Origin of the sequence: Streptomyces rishiriensis, assembly GCF_003112535.1 — a bacterium.
Lineage (GTDB): Bacteria > Actinomycetota > Actinomycetes > Streptomycetales > Streptomycetaceae > Streptomyces > Streptomyces rishiriensis.
Genome location: NZ_BEWA01000029.1, coordinates 1 through 17,238, shown reverse-complemented (window position 1 = coordinate 17,238; position 17,238 = coordinate 1). Strand labels below are relative to the sequence as shown.

Here is a 17,238-nt window from a genome sequence, read left to right as displayed (position 1 = left end):
CCTGGGCAGAGGTCTTACGGACCGGTGACGTGCGGCCGCCGAACAGGACCGGGCGGCCGCGCCCGCCTACGCTGGAGCCATCTGCCCCTGCACGGAAGGGGGCGCCTCATGGCCTCCCCATCGAAGGCGGGCGCGGCACTGTCCGCGCTGCGCGAGGAACTGGTCGGCGACGTGTTCGCCCCGGAGGATCCGGGTTACGACGAGGCCCGGACCGTCTTCAACGCGATGATCGACCGTCGTCCGGCCGCGATGGCCCAGTGCGTCGACGAGTCCGACGTCGTACGGTCCGTGCGCTGCGCCCGCGACCTGGACCTGCCCGTCGCGGTGCGCGGCGGCGGACACAGCGTCGCGGGCATGGCGCTGGGCGACGGCGCCCTGGTGGTCGACCTGCGGCACATGCGCGCGGTCGCCGTCGACCCCGCCGCCGGGACGGCACGGATCGCCGGCGGGGCCACCATGAGCGACCTGGACCGCGCGTGTCAGCCCCACGGGCTGGCCACCACCGGCGGCCGGGCCTCCACCACCGGCGTCGGCGGCTTCGTCCTCGGCGGCGGCACCGGCTGGCTCGACCGCCGCTACGGCCTGGCCGTGGACAACCTGCTCGAAGTCGAGCTGGTCACCGCGGACGGCCGGCAGGTGCGCGCGAACGCCGACGAGCACCCGGACCTGTTCTGGGCGCTGCACGGCGGCGGCGGCAACTTCGGCGTCGCCACCGCGCTCACCCTGAAGCTGCACGAGCTGCCCGAGTTCTCCATCGCGCTGCTGCTCTACCTGCCCGAGTTCGGCCCCGAGGTCACCCGCACCTACCGGGACGTGATAGCGGCCGGCCCGGACGAGGCGAGCGGCGCCGTCATCTACCTCACCGGGCCGCCCGAGGAGTTCGTCCCGCCGCACCTGGTCGGCTCGCTGCTGTGCGGGATGCTGCTGACGTACGCCGGCGCCGAGGAGGACATGCGCAAGCTCGCCCAGCCCCTGCTGGCGCTGCCGCACGAGACGGAGGTCGTCGGGGCGATGCCGTACGCCGACGTCCAGTGCATGCTCGACGACCCGCCCGGGATGCGGAACTACTGGTCGGCGGAGTACCTGACCGGCGCCCCGGACGAGTTCGTCGACGTGTACTGCGCCCGCGGCCGGGCCATGCCCGTGCCGACCGGCACCATGCACGCGCTGTTCCCGCAGGGCGGCGCGATCGGCGCCGGCCCGCACGAGTACCCCGTGCCGTACCGCGACGCGCCCTGGGCCGTGCACCCCTTCGGACTGTGGGAGGACCCGGCGGACGACGAGCGGTGCATCCAGTGGGTCCGGGACGTCCGGGCCGACGCACAGCCGTGGAGCACCGGAGCGGTCTACCTCAACTTCATCGGCGACGAGGGCGCCGACCGGGTCGTCGCGGGCGTCGGCGCGGAGAACGCCCGGCGGCTCGCCGACGTGAAGCGCGGGTACGACCCCGAGAACGTGTTCCGCTTCAACCACAACGTCAGGCCCGCCTGAGACCACCGCGCAGATGTCACCGGAAGGTCCAGATGTCACCGGAAGGTCCGCGCAGGTAGCGTCCGCTGCATGGACAGCCGCACGGACCACCGATTGGACAGCCGGAGCGCCGGCATCACCGTGCAGCGCGCGCTGGAGCTGCCCGGCCTGCGCAGCGGGCTGCCCGAGGTCCTCGCGGGCGGCGAGCGGCTGGACCGCACGGTGCGCTGGGTGCACGCGGGCGAGGTCCCGCACATCGCCTCGCTGCTCAAGGGCGGGGAACTGCTGCTGACGACGGGCTACGGTCTCGGCACGCGTCCGGCCGAGCAACGGGCGTTCGTCCGCACGCTGGCCGAGCGGGGCATCGCGGCCCTGGTGATCGAGCTGGGCCCGCGCTTCGACCGGCTGCCCGCGGCCCTGGTCGAGACGGCGCGCACGACCGGGCTCCCGCTCGTCCAACTGCACCGCGAGGTGGCGTTCGTGACGGTCACGGAGGAGGTCCACACCGAGATCGTCAACGGGCACTACGCCCTTCTCCAGCAGGCCGAGGAGGTGCACCGGCGCTGTACGCAGGCCCTGCTCGGCGGCGGCGGGATCCCGCAGGTGCTGGGCATCCTGGCGGACTTCGGCGACAACCCGGTGTTCCTGGAGACGACCGACGGACGCCTGCTGTACGCGGCCGGGGAGGGCCCGCAGGGCGCGGATCCGCTCCAGGTGTGGGAGGGACTGCGCGGCCCGCACAAGGACGCGCCGCCGCCCGCCGGTTCGGTGCTGGTGGACGTGCCCGGGGGCGGGTCGGGGACGGGCGCGGTGCGTGCCCGGCTGGTGCAGCTGCCCGTGCGTGCCCCGCTCGCTCCCGTGCACCGCATCGCGGCCGAACGGGCGGCCGGGATCCTGGCGGTGGTGCTGATGCAGGCCCGCCAGGAGGAGGAGCTCGCCGCGCGCGGCCGGGGCGACTTCCTGACCGACCTCGCCGAGGGCCGGATCGCCGCGGAGGACGCCCCGGCGCAGGCGCGGGTGCTCGGCTTCAGGCCCGCCGCCGGCCCGCTGCTGCCGGTCGTCATGCGCCTGGGCGACGGCATCTCACCGGGCGGGGGCTGGGCGGTGCTGGCACGGGCGGTCGCGGAGGAGCTGACGTCGGTGGGGGTGCCGGTGCTGCTGGGCGTGCGGCCGGTGGAGGGCCGCGTGCCGGTGCTGCTGGGACTGCGCTCGGAGGCGGAGCGGCCCGCGGTGGCGGACCGGGTCGCGGCGGCGCTGCGCGCCGGGGTGGAGCGGGCCGGGATGCAACGGCCGGGGGCCGCGCCCCCGGTGGTGGTCGTCGGGGTCGCGGGCGGCTGGGCAGCCGCCTCGGCGGGGCTCGGACACGCGGCGGAGACGGCGACGGCGGCGCACGGTCTGCCGGACCGCCTCTGGTACGACGCCCGCCGTCTGGACATCGACCTGCTGCTGTGGCGGCTGCGCGACCACCGCGACCTGGCGGCGTTCGTGGACCGCGCCATCGGCCCGGTCCGCGACCACGACCAGCGCTCCAGGCCGCCGCTGCTGCCGACCCTGGAGACGTATCTGGCGCACGCCGGACGCAAGGCGGAGACGGCCCGCGAGCTGCACCTGAACCGGCAGACCCTCTACAACCGCCTCGCCCGCATCGGCGAACTGCTCGGCACCGACCTCGACGACCCCCAGACGGTCCTGGCGTTGAGCCTGGCGCTGCAGGCGCGGCGCCACGTGCCGTGAGACCACGTGCCGTGCCGCCGAGAACGCCGGCGCGCGCCCCTTCGCCCCCGTTCGCCGGGGCCGTCGGCGTCGCCCGGTCCCGGCCGGCCCGCGACATCGGGCCCGGCAGCTGTTCCTCCGCGGCTCAGATCATCGGGCGGGGCTGCGTCAGCTCGTCGTAGACGCTGAGCACCTGGGCGACGGTCTCGTCCTCGGTGGGCCAGGTGGCCGCCTGCCGGGTGCCCGAGTCCCGCAGCCGCCCGGCCCGTTCGGGGTCGCCGAGCAGCCGTACGACGGCGGCGCCGAAGGCTCTCGCATCGCCGCGCGGCACCAGTTCGGCCGCGTCGCCGACGAGCTCGCGGACGCCGCCGGTCAGAGTCGCGACGAGCGGCACGCGCGCGTGCAGCGCCTCCTGCGCGAGCACCGACCGCGACTCCCCGCCGCCGGGCAGCAGCGCCAGGTCGGCGGCGGCCAGGAGTTCGCTGACGTCGTCCCGCAGCCCGACGAGCCGGACCGGCAGCTCCTCGTCCTCGATGCGGCGCTGCAGCTCGGCCCGCTGCGGCCCCTCCCCCGCGATCACCACCAGGGGGGCGGGATCCAGCTCGCGCCACGCGTGCGAGGCGTCCAGCAGGAGGTCGTGCCCCCGGTGCCGGTCCAGTGAGCCGACCGCCACGAGCAGGGGCCGGCCGATCGCGCCGAGTTCGGCCCGCAGCTTGGGCAGCGGCTGTTCGCACTCCTCCTGCGGCCCCTCGCCCGGCCGGCGCCGGGGCAGCGCCACCGCCGCGAGCCGCGCGTCGCGGGCGCCCGTGCGGCGGGCCCGGTCGACCAGGTCGGAGGTGGTGCCGAGGACCACCGTGGCCGTCCTCGCGACGCGTCGCTCCAGCAGTCGCAGCAGGTGGGCGCGGGCGCCCTCGGCGTGCGCGCGGTTGTGCCAGGTGACGACGAGCGGGGTGCGTCGGCCGCTGAGCGCGAGGACGGCGCGGAAGGAGGCGTGCAGTCCGTGCGCGTGGACGAGGTCGGCGTCGGTGCAGGCCGCGCGGAGCGCCGCCACGGAACCCGGGTCACTGCTGCGCGGCACGTGCACGTGTTCGGCGCCCGCGCCCCTGAAGTCGTAGGTGTCATCCGCATCGATGGGGGCGCACACCGTGACCCGCACGCCCCGCGCGACGAGCCCCGCGGTCAGGGAGCGCACATGCGCGCTGCTGCCGGCGTTGCCGCCGCCCAGCACCTGCACGGTGCGCAGCGACGACTGGCCGTGCGGTGAGTGGCTGCTCACGTGGCCGGGGCTCCTGGTTCGGCTCGGACGGTCACGAAGAAACGTACAGAAGGGCCGGGCGGAGGGGTGGACCGCTGGCGTTCCTCCACGTATTGCGCCCAAGGATGCCAGGACGTACGGGTGTTCCGTGCCCTCCAGCCTCCGGGCGACGGCCCGCAGACCCCTGCGCTTCACCCACGCGGGTGAAGCCGACCGGTTCCGCGTTCGATTCGTCGGCCCCGACCGGGCCGCGCCGCGCCGCAGTCGACGGGAACGGCGACGGCGACCGGGTCCGGGCCTACGGGAGCAACGCCGACGGGGCGGGCCGTGCGGGTCGCCCCGCGCCGCCCGCCCCGCATCCGCTGCGCGGCACCCTCAGCGCCCTCAGCGCCCTCAGCGCCCTCAGGACCTGCCGTGCCTGCCGTGCCTGCCGTGCCTGCCGTGCCTGCCGTGCCTGCCGTGCAGTCTGCGGCAGGGGCCGTCACCCGTCCGCGCGAGCCGTGGCGAGGAGCTCCTCCGCGTGGGCCCGCGCCGTCTCGGAGTCCTCCTGGCCGGCGAGCATGCGGGACAGCTCGCGGATGCGCTCCTCGCCCTCCAGGACCTTCACGCCGGACCGGGTGACCGACCCGTCGTGCGTCTTCTCGACCAGCAGCTGCCGGTCGGCGAAGGCGGCGACCTGCGGAAGGTGGGTGACGACCACCACTTGCGCGGTCTTCGCGAGCCGCGCCAGCCGACGCCCGATCTCGACGGCCGCCTTGCCGCCCACGCCCGCGTCGACCTCGTCGAAGAGATACGTCGGCACCGGATCCGTCCCCGCGAACACGACCTCGACGGCCAGCATCACGCGCGAGAGCTCACCGCCGGACGCGCCCTTGGCGATGGGCCGCGGCGGGGCGCCCGGGTGAGGGGCGAGCAGCAGCTCGACCTCGTCCACGCCGGCCGGCCCGTAGGCGACCGTACGGCCGCCGACCTCGACGCCCTCCGGGTCCTCGGTCTGCCGGATGTCGAACGACACGCGCGCGTGCGGCATGGCCAGCGAGGCCAGCTCGGCGGTCACCGCCGCGGCGAACCGCTCCGCGGCATCCGTGCGCGCGTCGGTCAGCGCCTGCGCCAGCCCGCCGAGTTCGGTCCGCAGCGCGTCCCGCTCGGCGGTCAGCTCGTCGATGCGCTCGTCGTCGCCGTCCAGCTCGGTGAGACGGGCGGCGCTCTGCTCGGCCCAGGCGAGCACGGAGTTCGTGTCCTGCCCGTACTTGCGGGTGAGGGCGGTGAGCGCGGCCCGCCGCTCCTCCACGGCCGACAGCCGCAGCGGGTCGGCGTCCAGGTCGTCGGCGTACCCGGCGAGCTCGCCCGCGACGTCGCCCAGCAGGATGCCGATCTCCCCGATCCGGTCGGCCAGCGCGGACAGCGCGGGGTCGTGCGACCGAACGGCCTCCAGGGCCCGCTGCGCGCCCGCCACGAGCGTGGCGGCGTCGATCCCCTCGGGATCCTCGGGGTTCCCGGCCAGCGCGGCGTGCGCGACCGTGGCGGCGGACGACAGCGCCTCCGCGTGTCCGAGCCGCTCGGCCTCCTCCGCGAGCTCGACGTCCTCCCCGGCGCGCGGTTCGACGCCGGCGATCTCGTCGAGCCCGAAGCGCAGCAGGTCGGCCTCCTGCGCCCGCTCACGCGCGCGGGTGACGATCTCGTCCAGCTCGACGGCCACCGCCCGCAGCCGCCGGTAGGCCTCGGTGTACTTGGCGAGCGGCACCGTCACCGCGTCGCCCGCGTACCGGTCGAGCGCCTGCCGCTGCCGGGACAGCTTGAGCAGCCCCTGCTGGTCGGTCTGCCCGTGCACGGCCACCAGCTCGTCGGCGAGTTCGGCGAGCACGCCCATGGGCACGCTCCGCCCGCCCACGTGCGCCCGCGACCGCCCCTCGGCGGAAACGGTACGGCTGATGAGCAACGCCCCGTCGTCGAGCTCGGCGCCCGCCTCCTCGGCCCGCAGGACCACCGCGGCGCCCGGGGGCACCGTGATCCGTCCTTCCACGACCGCCTTCTCCGCACCGATCCGCACGAGGGCGGGATCAGCGCGTCCGCCCAGCAGCAGTCCGAGGCTGGTGACCACCATGGTCTTGCCCGCGCCCGTCTCACCGGTGACGGCGGTGAAGCCGGGCGACAGCTCGACGACAGCGTCGTCGATGACTCCGAGCGACCGTATCCGCATCTCCTCCAACACGGAGACGACCTTACGAGGTCGGGGAGGGAAAGTGCGAGGCACCCTGTCACCCGCGCGAGTGGACGCGCCTCCCCGGCCCCCGATCCGAACGACAGACCCTAGTTCCGCGCCCCGCGCCAGCCCGCGACGGGCAGGGCGAACTTCGCCACAAGCCGGTCGGTGAACGAGGCGTGGTGCAGCCGGGCGAGCCGCACCGGCACGGCGCCGCGTCGCACCTCGACCCGGGCCCCCGGAGGCAGCTCGAAGGTCCGCCGCCCGTCGCACCACAGGACCCCCGGCGGGATGTGCGGCAGCAGCTCGACCGCGAGCACCGAGTTCGGCGAGGTCACCAGCGGCTTCGCGAACAACGCGTGCGCGCTGATCGGCACCATCAGCAACGCCTCGACCTCCGGCCACACCACGGGCCCGCCGGCGGAGAACGCGTACGCGGTGGAGCCGGTGGGCGTCGACAGGACGATCCCGTCGCACCCGAACCCGGTGACCGGCCGCCCGTCGATCTCCAGCACCACCTCGAGCAGCTTCTCGGCGCCCGCCTTCTGCACGGCCGCCTCGTTCAGCGCCCAGTCGGTGTGCACGATGTCCCCGTTGCGGTGCACGACGACGTCGACGGTCATGCGCTCCTCGACCTCGTACGCCCGGGTCACCACCCGGTCGACGACCTTGTCGAGGTCGTCGCGCTCGGCCTCCGCGAGGAAGCCGACGCTCCCGAGGTTGACGCCGAGCATCGGCACCCCGGACGCCCGCGCGAACTCCGCGCCGCGCAGGAGCGTGCCGTCACCGCCGAGGACGATGAGCAGCTCGCACCCCTCCAGGCACTGCGGGGTGGCCTCGGCGACCAGTTCCACGTCGTCCGGCACATGCAGGTCGGACGCCTCGTACTCCAGTACGCGCACCCCGATGCCCTCGCGCAGCAGCCCCTTGACCACCAGCTCGGCACTGCGGATGGCCGCAGGCCGCCCGGTGTGGGCGAGCAGGAAAACAGTACGAGCTCGGTTCTGACTCAACGCGGCCCCTCCGCAACTGCACGGTCGACGTCGGCCGGGTCCAGGGCGGGAGCCCCGGCCCGAAGCCACAGAAAGTACTCGACATTGCCCGACGGCCCGGGCAGCGGACTGGCGGTGACCCCCCGCACCCCGAGTCCCAGGTCCCACGCCTTCGCGGCCACGCCCCGAACGGCTTCCGCCCGAAGCTGCGGGCTGCGCACGACGCCCCCGCTGCCCAGCCGTTCCTTCCCCACCTCGAACTGGGGCTTGACCATCATCACCAGGTCCGCGTCCGGTCCGGCGCACCGCGCCAGGGCCGGCAGCACCAGCCCGAGCGGGATGAAGGACAAGTCCCCCACGACAAGATCCACAGGCTCCCCATCGATCGCTTCAAGCGTCAACTCGCGTACGTTCGTACGGTCCTTGACGGTGACGCGTTCATCGCTCTGAAGAGACCAGGCGAGTTGTCCGTATCCGACGTCCACGGCGACGACGTGCACGGCGCCCGCCCGCAGCAGCACGTCCGTGAACCCTCCGGTGGAGGCGCCGGCGTCGAGGGCCCGCCGTCCCCGCACCACGAGCCCCTGGGGCACGAACGCCTCCAGCGCCCCGGCGAGCTTGTGCCCGCCCCGGGAGACGTAGTCCGGGTCGTCGGCGTCGACGGCCACGACGATCGCTGCGGCGGTCTCCACCTGTGTGGCCGGTTTCGTCGCGACGGTCTTGCCGACGCTGACCCGGCCGGCGGCGATCAGCTGCCCGGCGTGCTCACGCGAGCGCGCGAGCTTGCGGCGGACCAGCTCCGCGTCCAGACGGCGACGTGCGACTCCTGCCACGTTCGGTTCAGCTCCTACTGCCATACGAGGGTGAAGGCGTCCGCCGGTCGTACGACGGTGCGGGCGCCGGGGGTCCCGGGCGGGCGTCGAGCGCGGTGAGCGCGTCGCGCAGCCCCCGGTGTACATCCTCGTACACCTCGACGTGTCCGTCGGTGGCGAGGTGGTCGGCGTCGGCCAGCCGCTCCAGCTGCGCGTCCACCTCCGCGTGTCCGGTGGAGGCGCGCGGGACGGCCAGCGGCGCGGGACCGGCGGGGGCGTGCTCCTGCTCGCGCTCCCGCTCACACTCTTCCCCGTGCGTCTGCTCCTGCTCGCGCTCCCCGGACCCGGCCGCCGTCGGCGGCTCCGGCGCCTCCGCCGCGGTCTCCGGCACTGTGTCGCTCATGCCCAGACGCTACCTCGAACACCTGGGGTACCGTCGTGCGCGATGGCCACGATCGAGGAGTGCCGCGCCGCACTCGAGAAGCTCTCCGACTCCATGCAGAGCACCGAAGGGGACGTCCGCACGGCCACGGCCCTGGACCGCTCGGTGAGCTGTCGGATCACCGACCTGGACGTCACGTTCGTCGGCCGCATGACGGGCGGCCGGATCGTGGTGCAGGACACCCTGCAGGGGCCGCCGGCGGAGAAGGCGCAGATCAGACTGACCATGACCGGCGACGACCTGGTCGCGCTGGTCGACGGCGAGCTGAACTTCGCCAAGGCGTGGGGTTCGGGCCGGGTGAAACTGGAGGCCGGCCTCAAGGACCTGTTCCAGCTCAGGAAACTTCTGTAGCCGCGACCCTCCCGGCACCCACGGCTCCCGCCCGCGCCCTGCGCGCCGCCGGCACCACCAGCGGCGTCCCCGTCTCGGGATCGTCGATGACCTGGCAGCGCAGCCCGAAGACCTCCTCGACCAGAGCGGCGGTGACGATCTCGTTCGGCGCGCCCTGCGCGATGACCTCGCCGCCCTTCAGGGCGACCAGATGGGTCGCGTAGCGGGCCGCGTGATTGAGGTCGTGCAGCACGGCGACGAGCGTGCGCCCCTGCTCCTCGTGGAGCTCGGCGCACAGGTCGAGGACGTCGATCTGGTGCTGGATGTCCAGGTACGTGGTGGGCTCGTCGAGCAGCAGCAGCGGGGTCTGCTGGGCGAGGGCCATCGCGATCCACACACGCTGGCGCTGCCCGCCGGACAGTTCGTCGACGTACCGGTCGGCGAGCTCGGCGATCCCGGTCTGCGCCATGGACTCCCGCACCACCCGCTCGTCCTCGGCCGACCACTGCCGCAGGACGCCCTGGTGCGGGTAACGGCCGCGGCCCACCAGATCGGCGACGGTGATCCCGTCGGGGGCGACGGACGACTGCGGCAGCAGCCCCAGCGTCCGCGCCACCTTCTTCGCCGGCATCGACTGGATGACCTGCCCGTCCAGCAGCACCCGCCCCCGGCTCGGCTTCAGCATCCGCGACAGCGCCCGCAGCAGCGTCGACTTGCCGCACGCGTTCGGGCCGACGATCACGGTGAAGGAGTTGTCCGGGATCTCCACCGACAACTGTTCGGCGATGACCCTCTGGTCGTAGGCGAGGGTGACGTCCTCGGCGGACAGGCGGTTCACGGTGCTCCTTCGCATGTTCGGTTCGGCCGAGCGGCTGTGGTGACCGACCCGGCCGGTCATATACGGCCCGCCCTGCGCTCGGTGACGAGAAGCCACAGCAGGTAGACGCCGCCGAGCACGCCGGTGACCACGCCCACGGGCAACTGCCCGTCACCGAAGAGCCGTTGCGAGGCCCAGTCGGCGCTCACCAGCAGGGCGGCGCCCATGCACAGGGACGCCACGAGGTTCGGTCCGGGCGAGCGGGTCAGCCGACGGGCGAGCTGCGGCGCGGTGAGCGCCACGAAGCTGACCGGTCCCGCCGCGGCGGTGGCCGCCGCGGTCAGCAGCACGGCGGACACCATGAGCACCAGCCGTACGCGCTCCACGCGCACGCCCAGCGCGTGGGAGACGTCGTCGCCCATCTCCATCATCCGCAGCCCGCGCGCGTGGGCGAGGACGAGCGGCACGAGCACACAGGCCAGCACGAGCAGCGGCCAGACCTGCTTCCAGTCACGGCCGTCGAGCGTGCCGGTCATCCACACCACGGCGCGGGCCGCGTCGACGAAGTCGGCCTTGGTGAGCAGGTATCCGTTGACCGCCGTCGCGACGGCCGAGACGCCGATGCCGACGAGCACCAGCCGGTACCCGTGGACGCCCCGCCTCCACGCGAGCAGGTAGATCAGGGCCCCGGTCACCAGCCCGCCGACGAGCGCGCCCATGGTCACCTGGGCGGCGCTCCCGGAGAACAGCACGATCATCACGAGCGCGCCGGCCGTCGCCCCCTGCCCGAGCCCCAGCACGTCCGGACTGCCCAGCGGGTTGCGCGACACGGCCTGGAACAGCGCCCCGCCGAGCCCCAGCGAGGCCCCCACGAGCAGGCCCACGAGCACGCGCGGCAGCCGCAGTTCGTTGACGACGAACTCCTGCCCGGCGTCGCCGTGGCCGAACAGCGTCCTCACGACGTCGCCCGCCGGGATCGGGAAGTCGCCGGTGCCGATCAGCACCACGCCCGCGGCGAGCGCGACGACCGCCAGCAGCACGACGACGATCAGCGCCCGCGGATCCAGCCGGACGGACAGCCCGCCCGGGGTGCGCAGCGCACGGGGGCCGCGAGGGGTCTTCTGCGCGCTCTTCACAGCTGGGCCGTCCTCCGCCGTCGTACGAGAAAGATGAAGACCGGGCCGCCGATGATCGCGGTGACGATGCCGACCTGGACCTCCGACGGGCGGGCCACGACCCGGCCGACGACGTCGGAGCCGAGCAGCAGCACCGGCGACAGGATCGCCGCGTACGGCATGATCCAGCGCAGGTCGGGCCCGGTGAACGAACGGACCACGTGCGGGACCATCAGCCCGACGAACACGATCGGCCCGCAGGCCGCGGTCGCCGCGCCGCACAGCACGGTCGCGGCGAGCATCGACAGCGCCCGGGTGCGGTTGAGGTTCGCGCCGAGCGCCTTGGCCGTGTCGTCGCCCATCGCCACGGCGTTCAGCGGCCGGGCGAGGACGAACGCCACCAGCGTGCCGGCCACGAGGAAGGGCAGCACCTGCCGGATGGTCTCGTCGGTCGCCGAGGACAACGAGCCGACGGTCCAGAAACGCATCCGGGCGAGCGCCGCGTCGTCCAGGATCATCACGGCCTGGAGGTAGCCGTAGAGCGCTGCGCTGACCGCGGTGCCGGCGAGCGCGAGGCGCACGGGGGTGGCCCCCCGGCTGCCGCCCAGGAACCAGACCAGCGCGCCGACCGCGGCCGCTCCGCAGAACGCGAACCACACATAGCCGCTCAGGCTGGTGACGCCGAAGAAGGAGATGGCGGTGACGACGGCGGCCGACGCGCCCGCGTTGAGGCCGAGCAGCCCGGGATCGGCCAGCGGATTGCGCGTCAGCGCCTGCAGCACCGCGCCCGACAGGCCGAGCGCGGCCCCGACGAGCAGACCGAGCACGGTCCGCGAGATCCGCTCGTCGACGACGACGTCCGCGTATGTCCCCGAGTCGTGGAACAGGCCGTGCCAGACCTGCGCGGCCGACAACTCCTTGGCCCCGACGGCGATGCTCGCCACCGCGACCAGCAGCAGCACCGCGACGGCGGCCAGGAGTCCGACGGAACGGACCGCCCGGCGTTTGCGGGGCGCGGGGGCGGTCTCCGCGCGCGGTACGGGAACACTGTCGACCAACACCCGGTTAGGTTAGCCTACCCTCGCAACAATGCCAGGCCCCGGGCCCGTCACACCCACCGGCCCGTCACGTGATCCGGTCCGTCGCGTCCACCGGTCCGTCACACCCGTCGGTCCGTCACACCCGACGGTCCGTCACACCCGACGGACCGTCACAGGCGGTCTGTCACGCCCTCACGCGTCAGAGTCCGAGCCGTGCCAGCGCCTTCCCCCCGTCCAGCTCACAGGCCCCGTCCCCGGCCGCCGTCCAGGCCGCCGCGCACAACGCCCGCAGCCCGTCCAGCGCTTCGCCCTCACCCGTCAGCTCCAGCCGCTCGGTCCCCGCGCCGGCCGTCCAGCCGCCGCACCGGAACCCGTCCCCCTCCACGGCGACCTCCGGCTGCCCGGTGAGCAGCCCGCGCAGATCGGCGTCGACATACGTCGGCCGGTGCTGCGGCGGCGCGGCGAGCAACTGCGGCCCGTCGGTGACACCGGTGAGGACGAGCAACGAGTCGACCTCCCCGTTGAACGCGCCCTCGATGTCCGTGTCCAGCCGGTCCCCGACCACCAACGGCCGCTTCGCGCCGGTGCGCAGGATCGTCTCCCGGTGCATGGGAGGCAACGGCTTGCCCGCGACCTGCGGCTCGGCGCCGGTCGCGATCCGCACGACCTCCACCGCCGCGCCGTTGCCCGGCGCGATGCCCCGCCCGCTGGGAATCGTCAGATCCGTGTTGGACGCGAACCACGGCACCCCGCGCGCGACGGCGTACGAAGCCTCCGCGAACCGCCCCCACGGCAGGTCCGGCCCGCCGAAGCCCTGCACCACGGCCGCCGGGTCGTCGTCCGCCGACTCCACCGGCACGAGCCCCCGCTCGCGCAGTGCGACCCGCAGCCCCTCCCCGCCGATCACCAGCACCCGCGAACCCCCCGGCACCTGCTCGCTGATCAGCCGAGCGACCGCCTGCGCCGAGGTGATGACGTCCTGCGCCCCCGTCGGTATGCCCAGCTCCGTCAGATGGTCCGCCACGGCGTCCGGCGTGCGCAGCGCGTTGTTGGTGACGTACGCGAGGCGCATCCCGCCCGCCCGCGCGGAGGCGAGCGAGTCGACGGCGTGCACGATCGCGTTCCCGCCGGCGTACACCACCCCGTCGAGGTCGAGCAGAGCCGTGTCGTACGCCTCGCTCAGGGCCTGCCCACTGCCCTCGGGCCTCGTCCTGACGCTCCGGCTCATTCCACATCGCTCCTCGCTCGATCCGCTTTCCCTCGATCATCCCGCACGCCACCGACACACGTACGATGCCGGGATGAACACAGCAGGTCCCTCCGAGGCGACGGCGCCCCGAGGCCTGGAACTCACCCCGTTCCGAGGCCTGCGCTACGACCCCGACCGGGTCGGCAGTCTCGCCGCCGTCACCTCCCCGCCGTACGACGTCGTGGTCCGCCCCGACGGCCTGCATCACCTCCAGGACGCGGACCCGTACAACATCGTCCGCCTGATCCTCCCCCAGGCCGCCACCCCCGCCGCCCGCAACGAACAGGCCGCCGACACCCTGCGCCGCTGGCTCTCCGAGGGCGTCCTCACGGCCGACCCCGAGCCCGCCCTGTACGTCTACGAGCAGCGCCACGCCGACGGCATGCTCCAGCGCGGGCTCATCGGCGCCCTGCGCGTCTCGGAGCCCTCGGAGGGCGTCGTCCTGCCCCACGAGGACGTCATGCCGCACATCGTCGCGGACCGTGCCGCCCTGATGCGCGCCACCCACGCGAACCTCGAACCCCTCCTGCTCACCTACCGGGGCGACGGCGCCGCGGCGGAGGCCGTGGACCGCGCGGCCGCCCTCCCCCCACTGCTGTCCACCACCACCGAGGACGGCTACAGCCACCGGCTCTGGGCGATCACCGACCCCGCCGAGACGGCCCGCGTCCAGCAGGACCTCTCGCGCCGTCAGGCCCTGATCGCCGACGGCCACCACCGCTGGGCGACCTACCTCCGACTGCGCGCGGAACATCCCGCGCCCGGCCCCTGGGACCACGGCCTCGTCCTCCTGGTGGACACGGCGCGCTACCCCTTGCGCGTGCGCGCCATCCACCGCCTCCTGCACGGCCTCTCGGTCGCCGGGGCCCTGGCCGCGCTCGACGGGCACTTCCGCGTCCGGTCCCTGGACGTCGCCCTCCCGCAGGCCCTCGACGTCCTGGCCGACGCCGCGTGCGCGGGCAACGCGTTCCTCCTCGCGGGCGACGGCGCCTTCCACCTCGTCGACCGCCCGGACCCGGCCCTCCTCGCCCGCACGGTCCCCACCGACCGCCCGGAGGCCTGGCGCACCCTGGACGCGACGGTCCTGCACGCCACGCTCCTCGACCACATATGGGGCATCCCGGAGGACGACCCCGCCCGCATCGCCTACATCCACGACACCGCGGCGACCGTGCGGAAGGCCGAACGCGACGGCGGCACGGCGGTCCTGCTGCACCCCGTCCGCGAGGAGGTCGTCCGCGACCTGGCCCGCCAGGGCGTCACCATGCCCCGCAAGTCGACGTCGTTCGGCCCCAAGCCGGCCTCGGGACTGGTCCTGCGCGCACTCGACGCCTGACCCTGAACGCACGAAGGGGCGGGACCCGGTCACACCGGATCCCGCCCCTCGCCGTACGTCAGTCCTCGTCGCGGTCGGCCTTCGCGTCGTGGGCCTTCGCGTCGTCGGCCTTCGCGTCGTCGGCCTCGACCTCGGCCTCGGCCGCGTCCTCGACGCCCGCCGCCTCCGCCGCCGTCTTCACGACGACCTCGTCCACCTCGTCGACCTCATCGGCCCCGTCGGTCCCCTCGGCCCCGTCGGTGCCTTCCTCGTCCAGGGCGTCCACGAAGTCCACGCCGTCCAGCTCGGCGAGCCGGTCGGAGGCATCGGTGCTGCCGTCCCGGTCCGCCTCGACGGCCTTGGCGAACCACTCCCGCGCCTCGCCCTCACGCCCGGCGGCGAGCAGGGCGTCGGCGTACGCGTAGCGCAGCCGCGCGGTCCACGGCTGGACGGAACCGGCCGCCAGCTCGGGGCTCTGGAGCGTCACGATGGCCGCGTCCAGCTGTCCCAAGTCACGGCGGGCGCCGGCCGCGACGAGCCGCATCTCCACCTGCCCGGCCTTGTCGAGCTTGTGCACCTCGGGAGCGCCGGCCATGTCCAGCGCCTTCTCCGGCCGTCCGAGCCCACGCTCGCAGTCGGCCATGACGGGCCACAGCTCCACGGAGCCGCTCATCCGCCGGGCGGCCCTGAACTCGGCGAGCGCCTCGCTGTACTTCTGGTTGGCGTACGCGGCGAACCCGCCCGCCTCCCTGACGGCCGCGACACGCGAGGCGAGCCGCAGGGCCACCTTGGAGTACGCGTAGGCACGCTCGGGCTCCTCGTCGATCAACCGGGCGACCATCACCAGGTTCTTGGCGACGTCGTCGGCGAGCGTCTTGGGCAGGCTCATCAGCTCCTGCCGCACGTCCTTGTCGATCTCCTCGCCGGTGACGTCCTCCGGGATCGGCAGCCGCTTGATCGGCTCCCGCTCCCGGTCCCGGTCGTCGCGGAAACGGCCGCCGCCGCGATCGTCCCGACGGTCGTCACGACCGTCGCGCCCGCGGAAACCACCGGGCCGTCCGCCACGGTCGTCCCGACGCGGACCACGGGGGGCAGCACCCCGGTCGTCCCGCCCCCGGAACCCACCACGATCGTCACGCCGGTCGTCCCGACGGTCGTCCCGACGGTCGTCGCGGCGATCATCACGCCGGTCGTCACGGCGGAAGGCGGGACGGTCGCCCCGGTCCCCGCGGTCGTCACGGCGGAAACCCGGACGGTCGCCGCCCCGGTCGTCGCGACGCGGCCCACGGTCCCCGCGGTCATCACGCTGGAACGCCGGCCGAGAACCCCGGTCCCCCTCACGCCGGTCATCCCGCCGGTCATCACGACGATCGTCCCGACGGCCATAACCGCCACCCTCATGGCCACGGTCACGGTCACGACCACCGAAGCCACCACCACGGCTGTCGTCCCGACGACCGTAACCGCCACCGCGGTTGTCCTCGCGCCGGCCGTTCCCCCCACGGTCGTCGTCCCGACGGAACGCCGGCCGGTCGCCGCGGTCGTCACGACGGAAGCCGGGGCGGTCGCCCCGGTCGCCGCGGTCGTCACGGCGGAAGCCCGGACGGTCGCCACCGCGGTCGTCGCGACGCGGCCCACGATCCCCGCGGTCATCACGCTGGAACGCCGGCCGAGAACCCCGGTCCCCGCGGTCGTCACGGCGGAAGCCCGGACGGTCGCCACCACGGTCGTCGCGACGCGGCCCACGATCCCCGCGGTCATCACGCTGGAACGCCGGCCGAGAACCGCGGTTTCCCTCACGCCGGTCATCACGACGATCGTCCCGACGGCCATAACCGCCACCAGCGCCGCCACCGGCACCACGATTGTCGTCGCGGCGGAAGCCACCCCGGCTGTCGTCCCGACGGTCATCACGGCGGTCGTCCCGACGGAAGCCCCCGCGCTCACCACGACCGCGATCGTCACGATTCCTGTCGTCACGGGCACGATCGTCACGGCCGCGCTCGTCACGACGGTCGTCGCGGCGAGCGAATCCACCACGGTCGTTGTCGCGACGGAAGCCGCCACGGTCACCGCGGTCGCCGCCGGCGCGATCGCCGCGGTCCCCACTGTCCCGTCGCCGCTGGTCGCGCTCAGGTCGGTCGTCGGGAGAGTTGGTGGACATGGGTGACTCCTGTCATCGGTACAGCAAACATTCTCGCGCACCCGAGTACCCGGCGCGCTCCAGAAAAACGAAAAGGACCCTTGGTCCCAGCTGAACGCTGGGACCAAGGGTCCTTTCCAAAGATTGTTCGGCGGCGTCCTACTCTCCCACAGGGTCCCCCCTGCAGTACCATCGGCGCTGTAAGGCTTAGCTTCCGGGTTCGAAATGTAACCGGGCGTTTCCCTCACGCTATGGCCACCGAAACCCTAATGGTTTCGAGCGAACAAGCACACTTTTTACTTGTTTTCAGCTCTAACCGGCAACGGTCGTTGCCTCAGAACT

The 17,238-nt window shown here is 73.9% G+C and carries 15 protein-coding genes and 1 rRNA gene; 4 read left to right on the top strand and 12 right to left on the bottom strand.

Translation table 11 applies throughout. The annotated features are described in order from the left end of the window. The first annotated feature begins 108 nt into the window (after window positions 1-108). Together Sri02f_RS37065 and Sri02f_RS37060 are read left to right on the top strand one after the other, a co-directional pair. Window positions 109-1,491 (top strand): FAD-binding oxidoreductase, encoded by a 1,383-nt coding sequence (locus tag Sri02f_RS37065; protein WP_109005708.1) that lies wholly within the window; start codon window positions 109-111, stop codon window positions 1,489-1,491. A gap of 69 nt (window positions 1,492-1,560) precedes the next feature. Further along, window positions 1,561-3,204: a PucR family transcriptional regulator gene (locus Sri02f_RS37060; protein ID WP_109005707.1), complete on the top strand. Its 1,644-nt coding sequence runs from the start codon at window positions 1,561-1,563 to the stop codon at window positions 3,202-3,204. A gap of 124 nt (window positions 3,205-3,328) precedes the next feature. Here Sri02f_RS37060 and Sri02f_RS37055 read toward each other — a convergent pair whose 3' ends face one another. The 5 genes from Sri02f_RS37055 to Sri02f_RS37035 form a co-directional block, all read right to left on the bottom strand. Then, on the bottom strand, window positions 3,329-4,459 hold the full coding sequence (locus Sri02f_RS37055; protein ID WP_109005706.1) for a glycosyltransferase family 4 protein: 1,131 nt from the start codon (window positions 4,457-4,459) through the stop codon (window positions 3,329-3,331). Window positions 4,460-4,919: 460 nt separating this feature from the next. Next, window positions 4,920-6,638: a DNA repair protein RecN gene (gene recN, locus Sri02f_RS37050; RefSeq protein ID WP_109005705.1), complete on the bottom strand. Its 1,719-nt coding sequence runs from the start codon at window positions 6,636-6,638 to the stop codon at window positions 4,920-4,922. Window positions 6,639-6,748: 110 nt separating this feature from the next. Next, on the bottom strand, window positions 6,749-7,654 hold the full coding sequence (locus Sri02f_RS37045; protein ID WP_069773189.1) for an NAD kinase: 906 nt from the start codon (window positions 7,652-7,654) through the stop codon (window positions 6,749-6,751). Next, complete coding sequence (locus tag Sri02f_RS37040; RefSeq protein ID WP_109005704.1) at window positions 7,651-8,466, bottom strand: TlyA family RNA methyltransferase; 816 nt, start codon at window positions 8,464-8,466, stop codon at window positions 7,651-7,653. Before Sri02f_RS37040 ends, Sri02f_RS37045 begins: the two co-directional genes overlap by 4 nt. Before the next feature lie 7 nt (window positions 8,467-8,473). After that, the gene (locus Sri02f_RS37035) at window positions 8,474-8,848 is read right to left on the bottom strand and encodes a hypothetical protein (protein ID WP_109005703.1); all 375 of its coding nucleotides are present in this window, start codon (window positions 8,846-8,848) and stop codon (window positions 8,474-8,476) included. A gap of 42 nt (window positions 8,849-8,890) precedes the next feature. Here Sri02f_RS37035 and Sri02f_RS37030 point away from each other — a divergent pair, with 42 nt between their 5' ends. Further along, entirely contained in the window at window positions 8,891-9,238 is a 348-nt protein-coding gene (locus Sri02f_RS37030) for an SCP2 sterol-binding domain-containing protein (protein WP_109005702.1), read from the top strand. Here the strand turns inward: Sri02f_RS37030 and Sri02f_RS37025 are convergent. The 4 genes from Sri02f_RS37025 to Sri02f_RS37010 all read right to left on the bottom strand — a co-directional run bounded on the left by Sri02f_RS37025 (window position 9,222) and on the right by Sri02f_RS37010 (window position 13,417). After that, a complete protein-coding gene (locus Sri02f_RS37025) occupies window positions 9,222-10,115 on the bottom strand; it encodes an ABC transporter ATP-binding protein (protein WP_109005701.1) in 894 nt (297 codons plus the stop codon). The genes Sri02f_RS37030 and Sri02f_RS37025 overlap by 17 nt on opposite strands. Continuing rightward, window positions 10,112-11,170 (bottom strand): FecCD family ABC transporter permease, encoded by a 1,059-nt coding sequence (locus tag Sri02f_RS37020; RefSeq protein WP_109005700.1) that lies wholly within the window; start codon window positions 11,168-11,170, stop codon window positions 10,112-10,114. The genes Sri02f_RS37025 and Sri02f_RS37020 overlap by 4 nt, the downstream gene beginning before the upstream one ends. Continuing rightward, window positions 11,167-12,210 carry a FecCD family ABC transporter permease gene (locus Sri02f_RS37015; RefSeq protein WP_109005699.1) on the bottom strand — a complete coding sequence of 348 codons (1,044 nt, stop codon included), beginning with the start codon at window positions 12,208-12,210 and terminating at the stop codon, window positions 11,167-11,169. Before Sri02f_RS37015 ends, Sri02f_RS37020 begins: the two co-directional genes overlap by 4 nt. 178 nt (window positions 12,211-12,388) lie before the next feature. Then, window positions 12,389-13,417, bottom strand: coding sequence for an HAD hydrolase-like protein (locus tag Sri02f_RS37010; protein ID WP_109005698.1), 1,029 nt, complete (start codon window positions 13,415-13,417; stop codon window positions 12,389-12,391). Between the two features lie 73 nt (window positions 13,418-13,490). Between Sri02f_RS37010 and Sri02f_RS37005 the strand changes: the two genes are divergently transcribed. Then, window positions 13,491-14,774 (top strand): DUF1015 domain-containing protein, encoded by a 1,284-nt coding sequence (locus Sri02f_RS37005; RefSeq protein ID WP_109005697.1) that lies wholly within the window; start codon window positions 13,491-13,493, stop codon window positions 14,772-14,774. 58 nt (window positions 14,775-14,832) lie between these two features. Here Sri02f_RS37005 and Sri02f_RS42345 read toward each other — a convergent pair whose 3' ends face one another. From Sri02f_RS42345 to rrf, 3 genes are all read right to left on the bottom strand, one after another. Further along, window positions 14,833-15,657 carry a tetratricopeptide repeat protein gene (locus Sri02f_RS42345; RefSeq protein ID WP_218029929.1) on the bottom strand — a complete coding sequence of 275 codons (825 nt, stop codon included), beginning with the start codon at window positions 15,655-15,657 and terminating at the stop codon, window positions 14,833-14,835. Next, entirely contained in the window at window positions 15,642-17,024 is a 1,383-nt protein-coding gene (locus Sri02f_RS42340; protein WP_245970961.1) for a hypothetical protein, read from the bottom strand. Before Sri02f_RS42340 ends, Sri02f_RS42345 begins: the two co-directional genes overlap by 16 nt. A gap of 18 nt (window positions 17,025-17,042) precedes the next feature. Further along, a 5S ribosomal RNA gene (gene rrf / locus Sri02f_RS36995) occupies window positions 17,043-17,159 on the bottom strand. Window positions 17,160-17,238 lie beyond the last annotated feature (79 nt).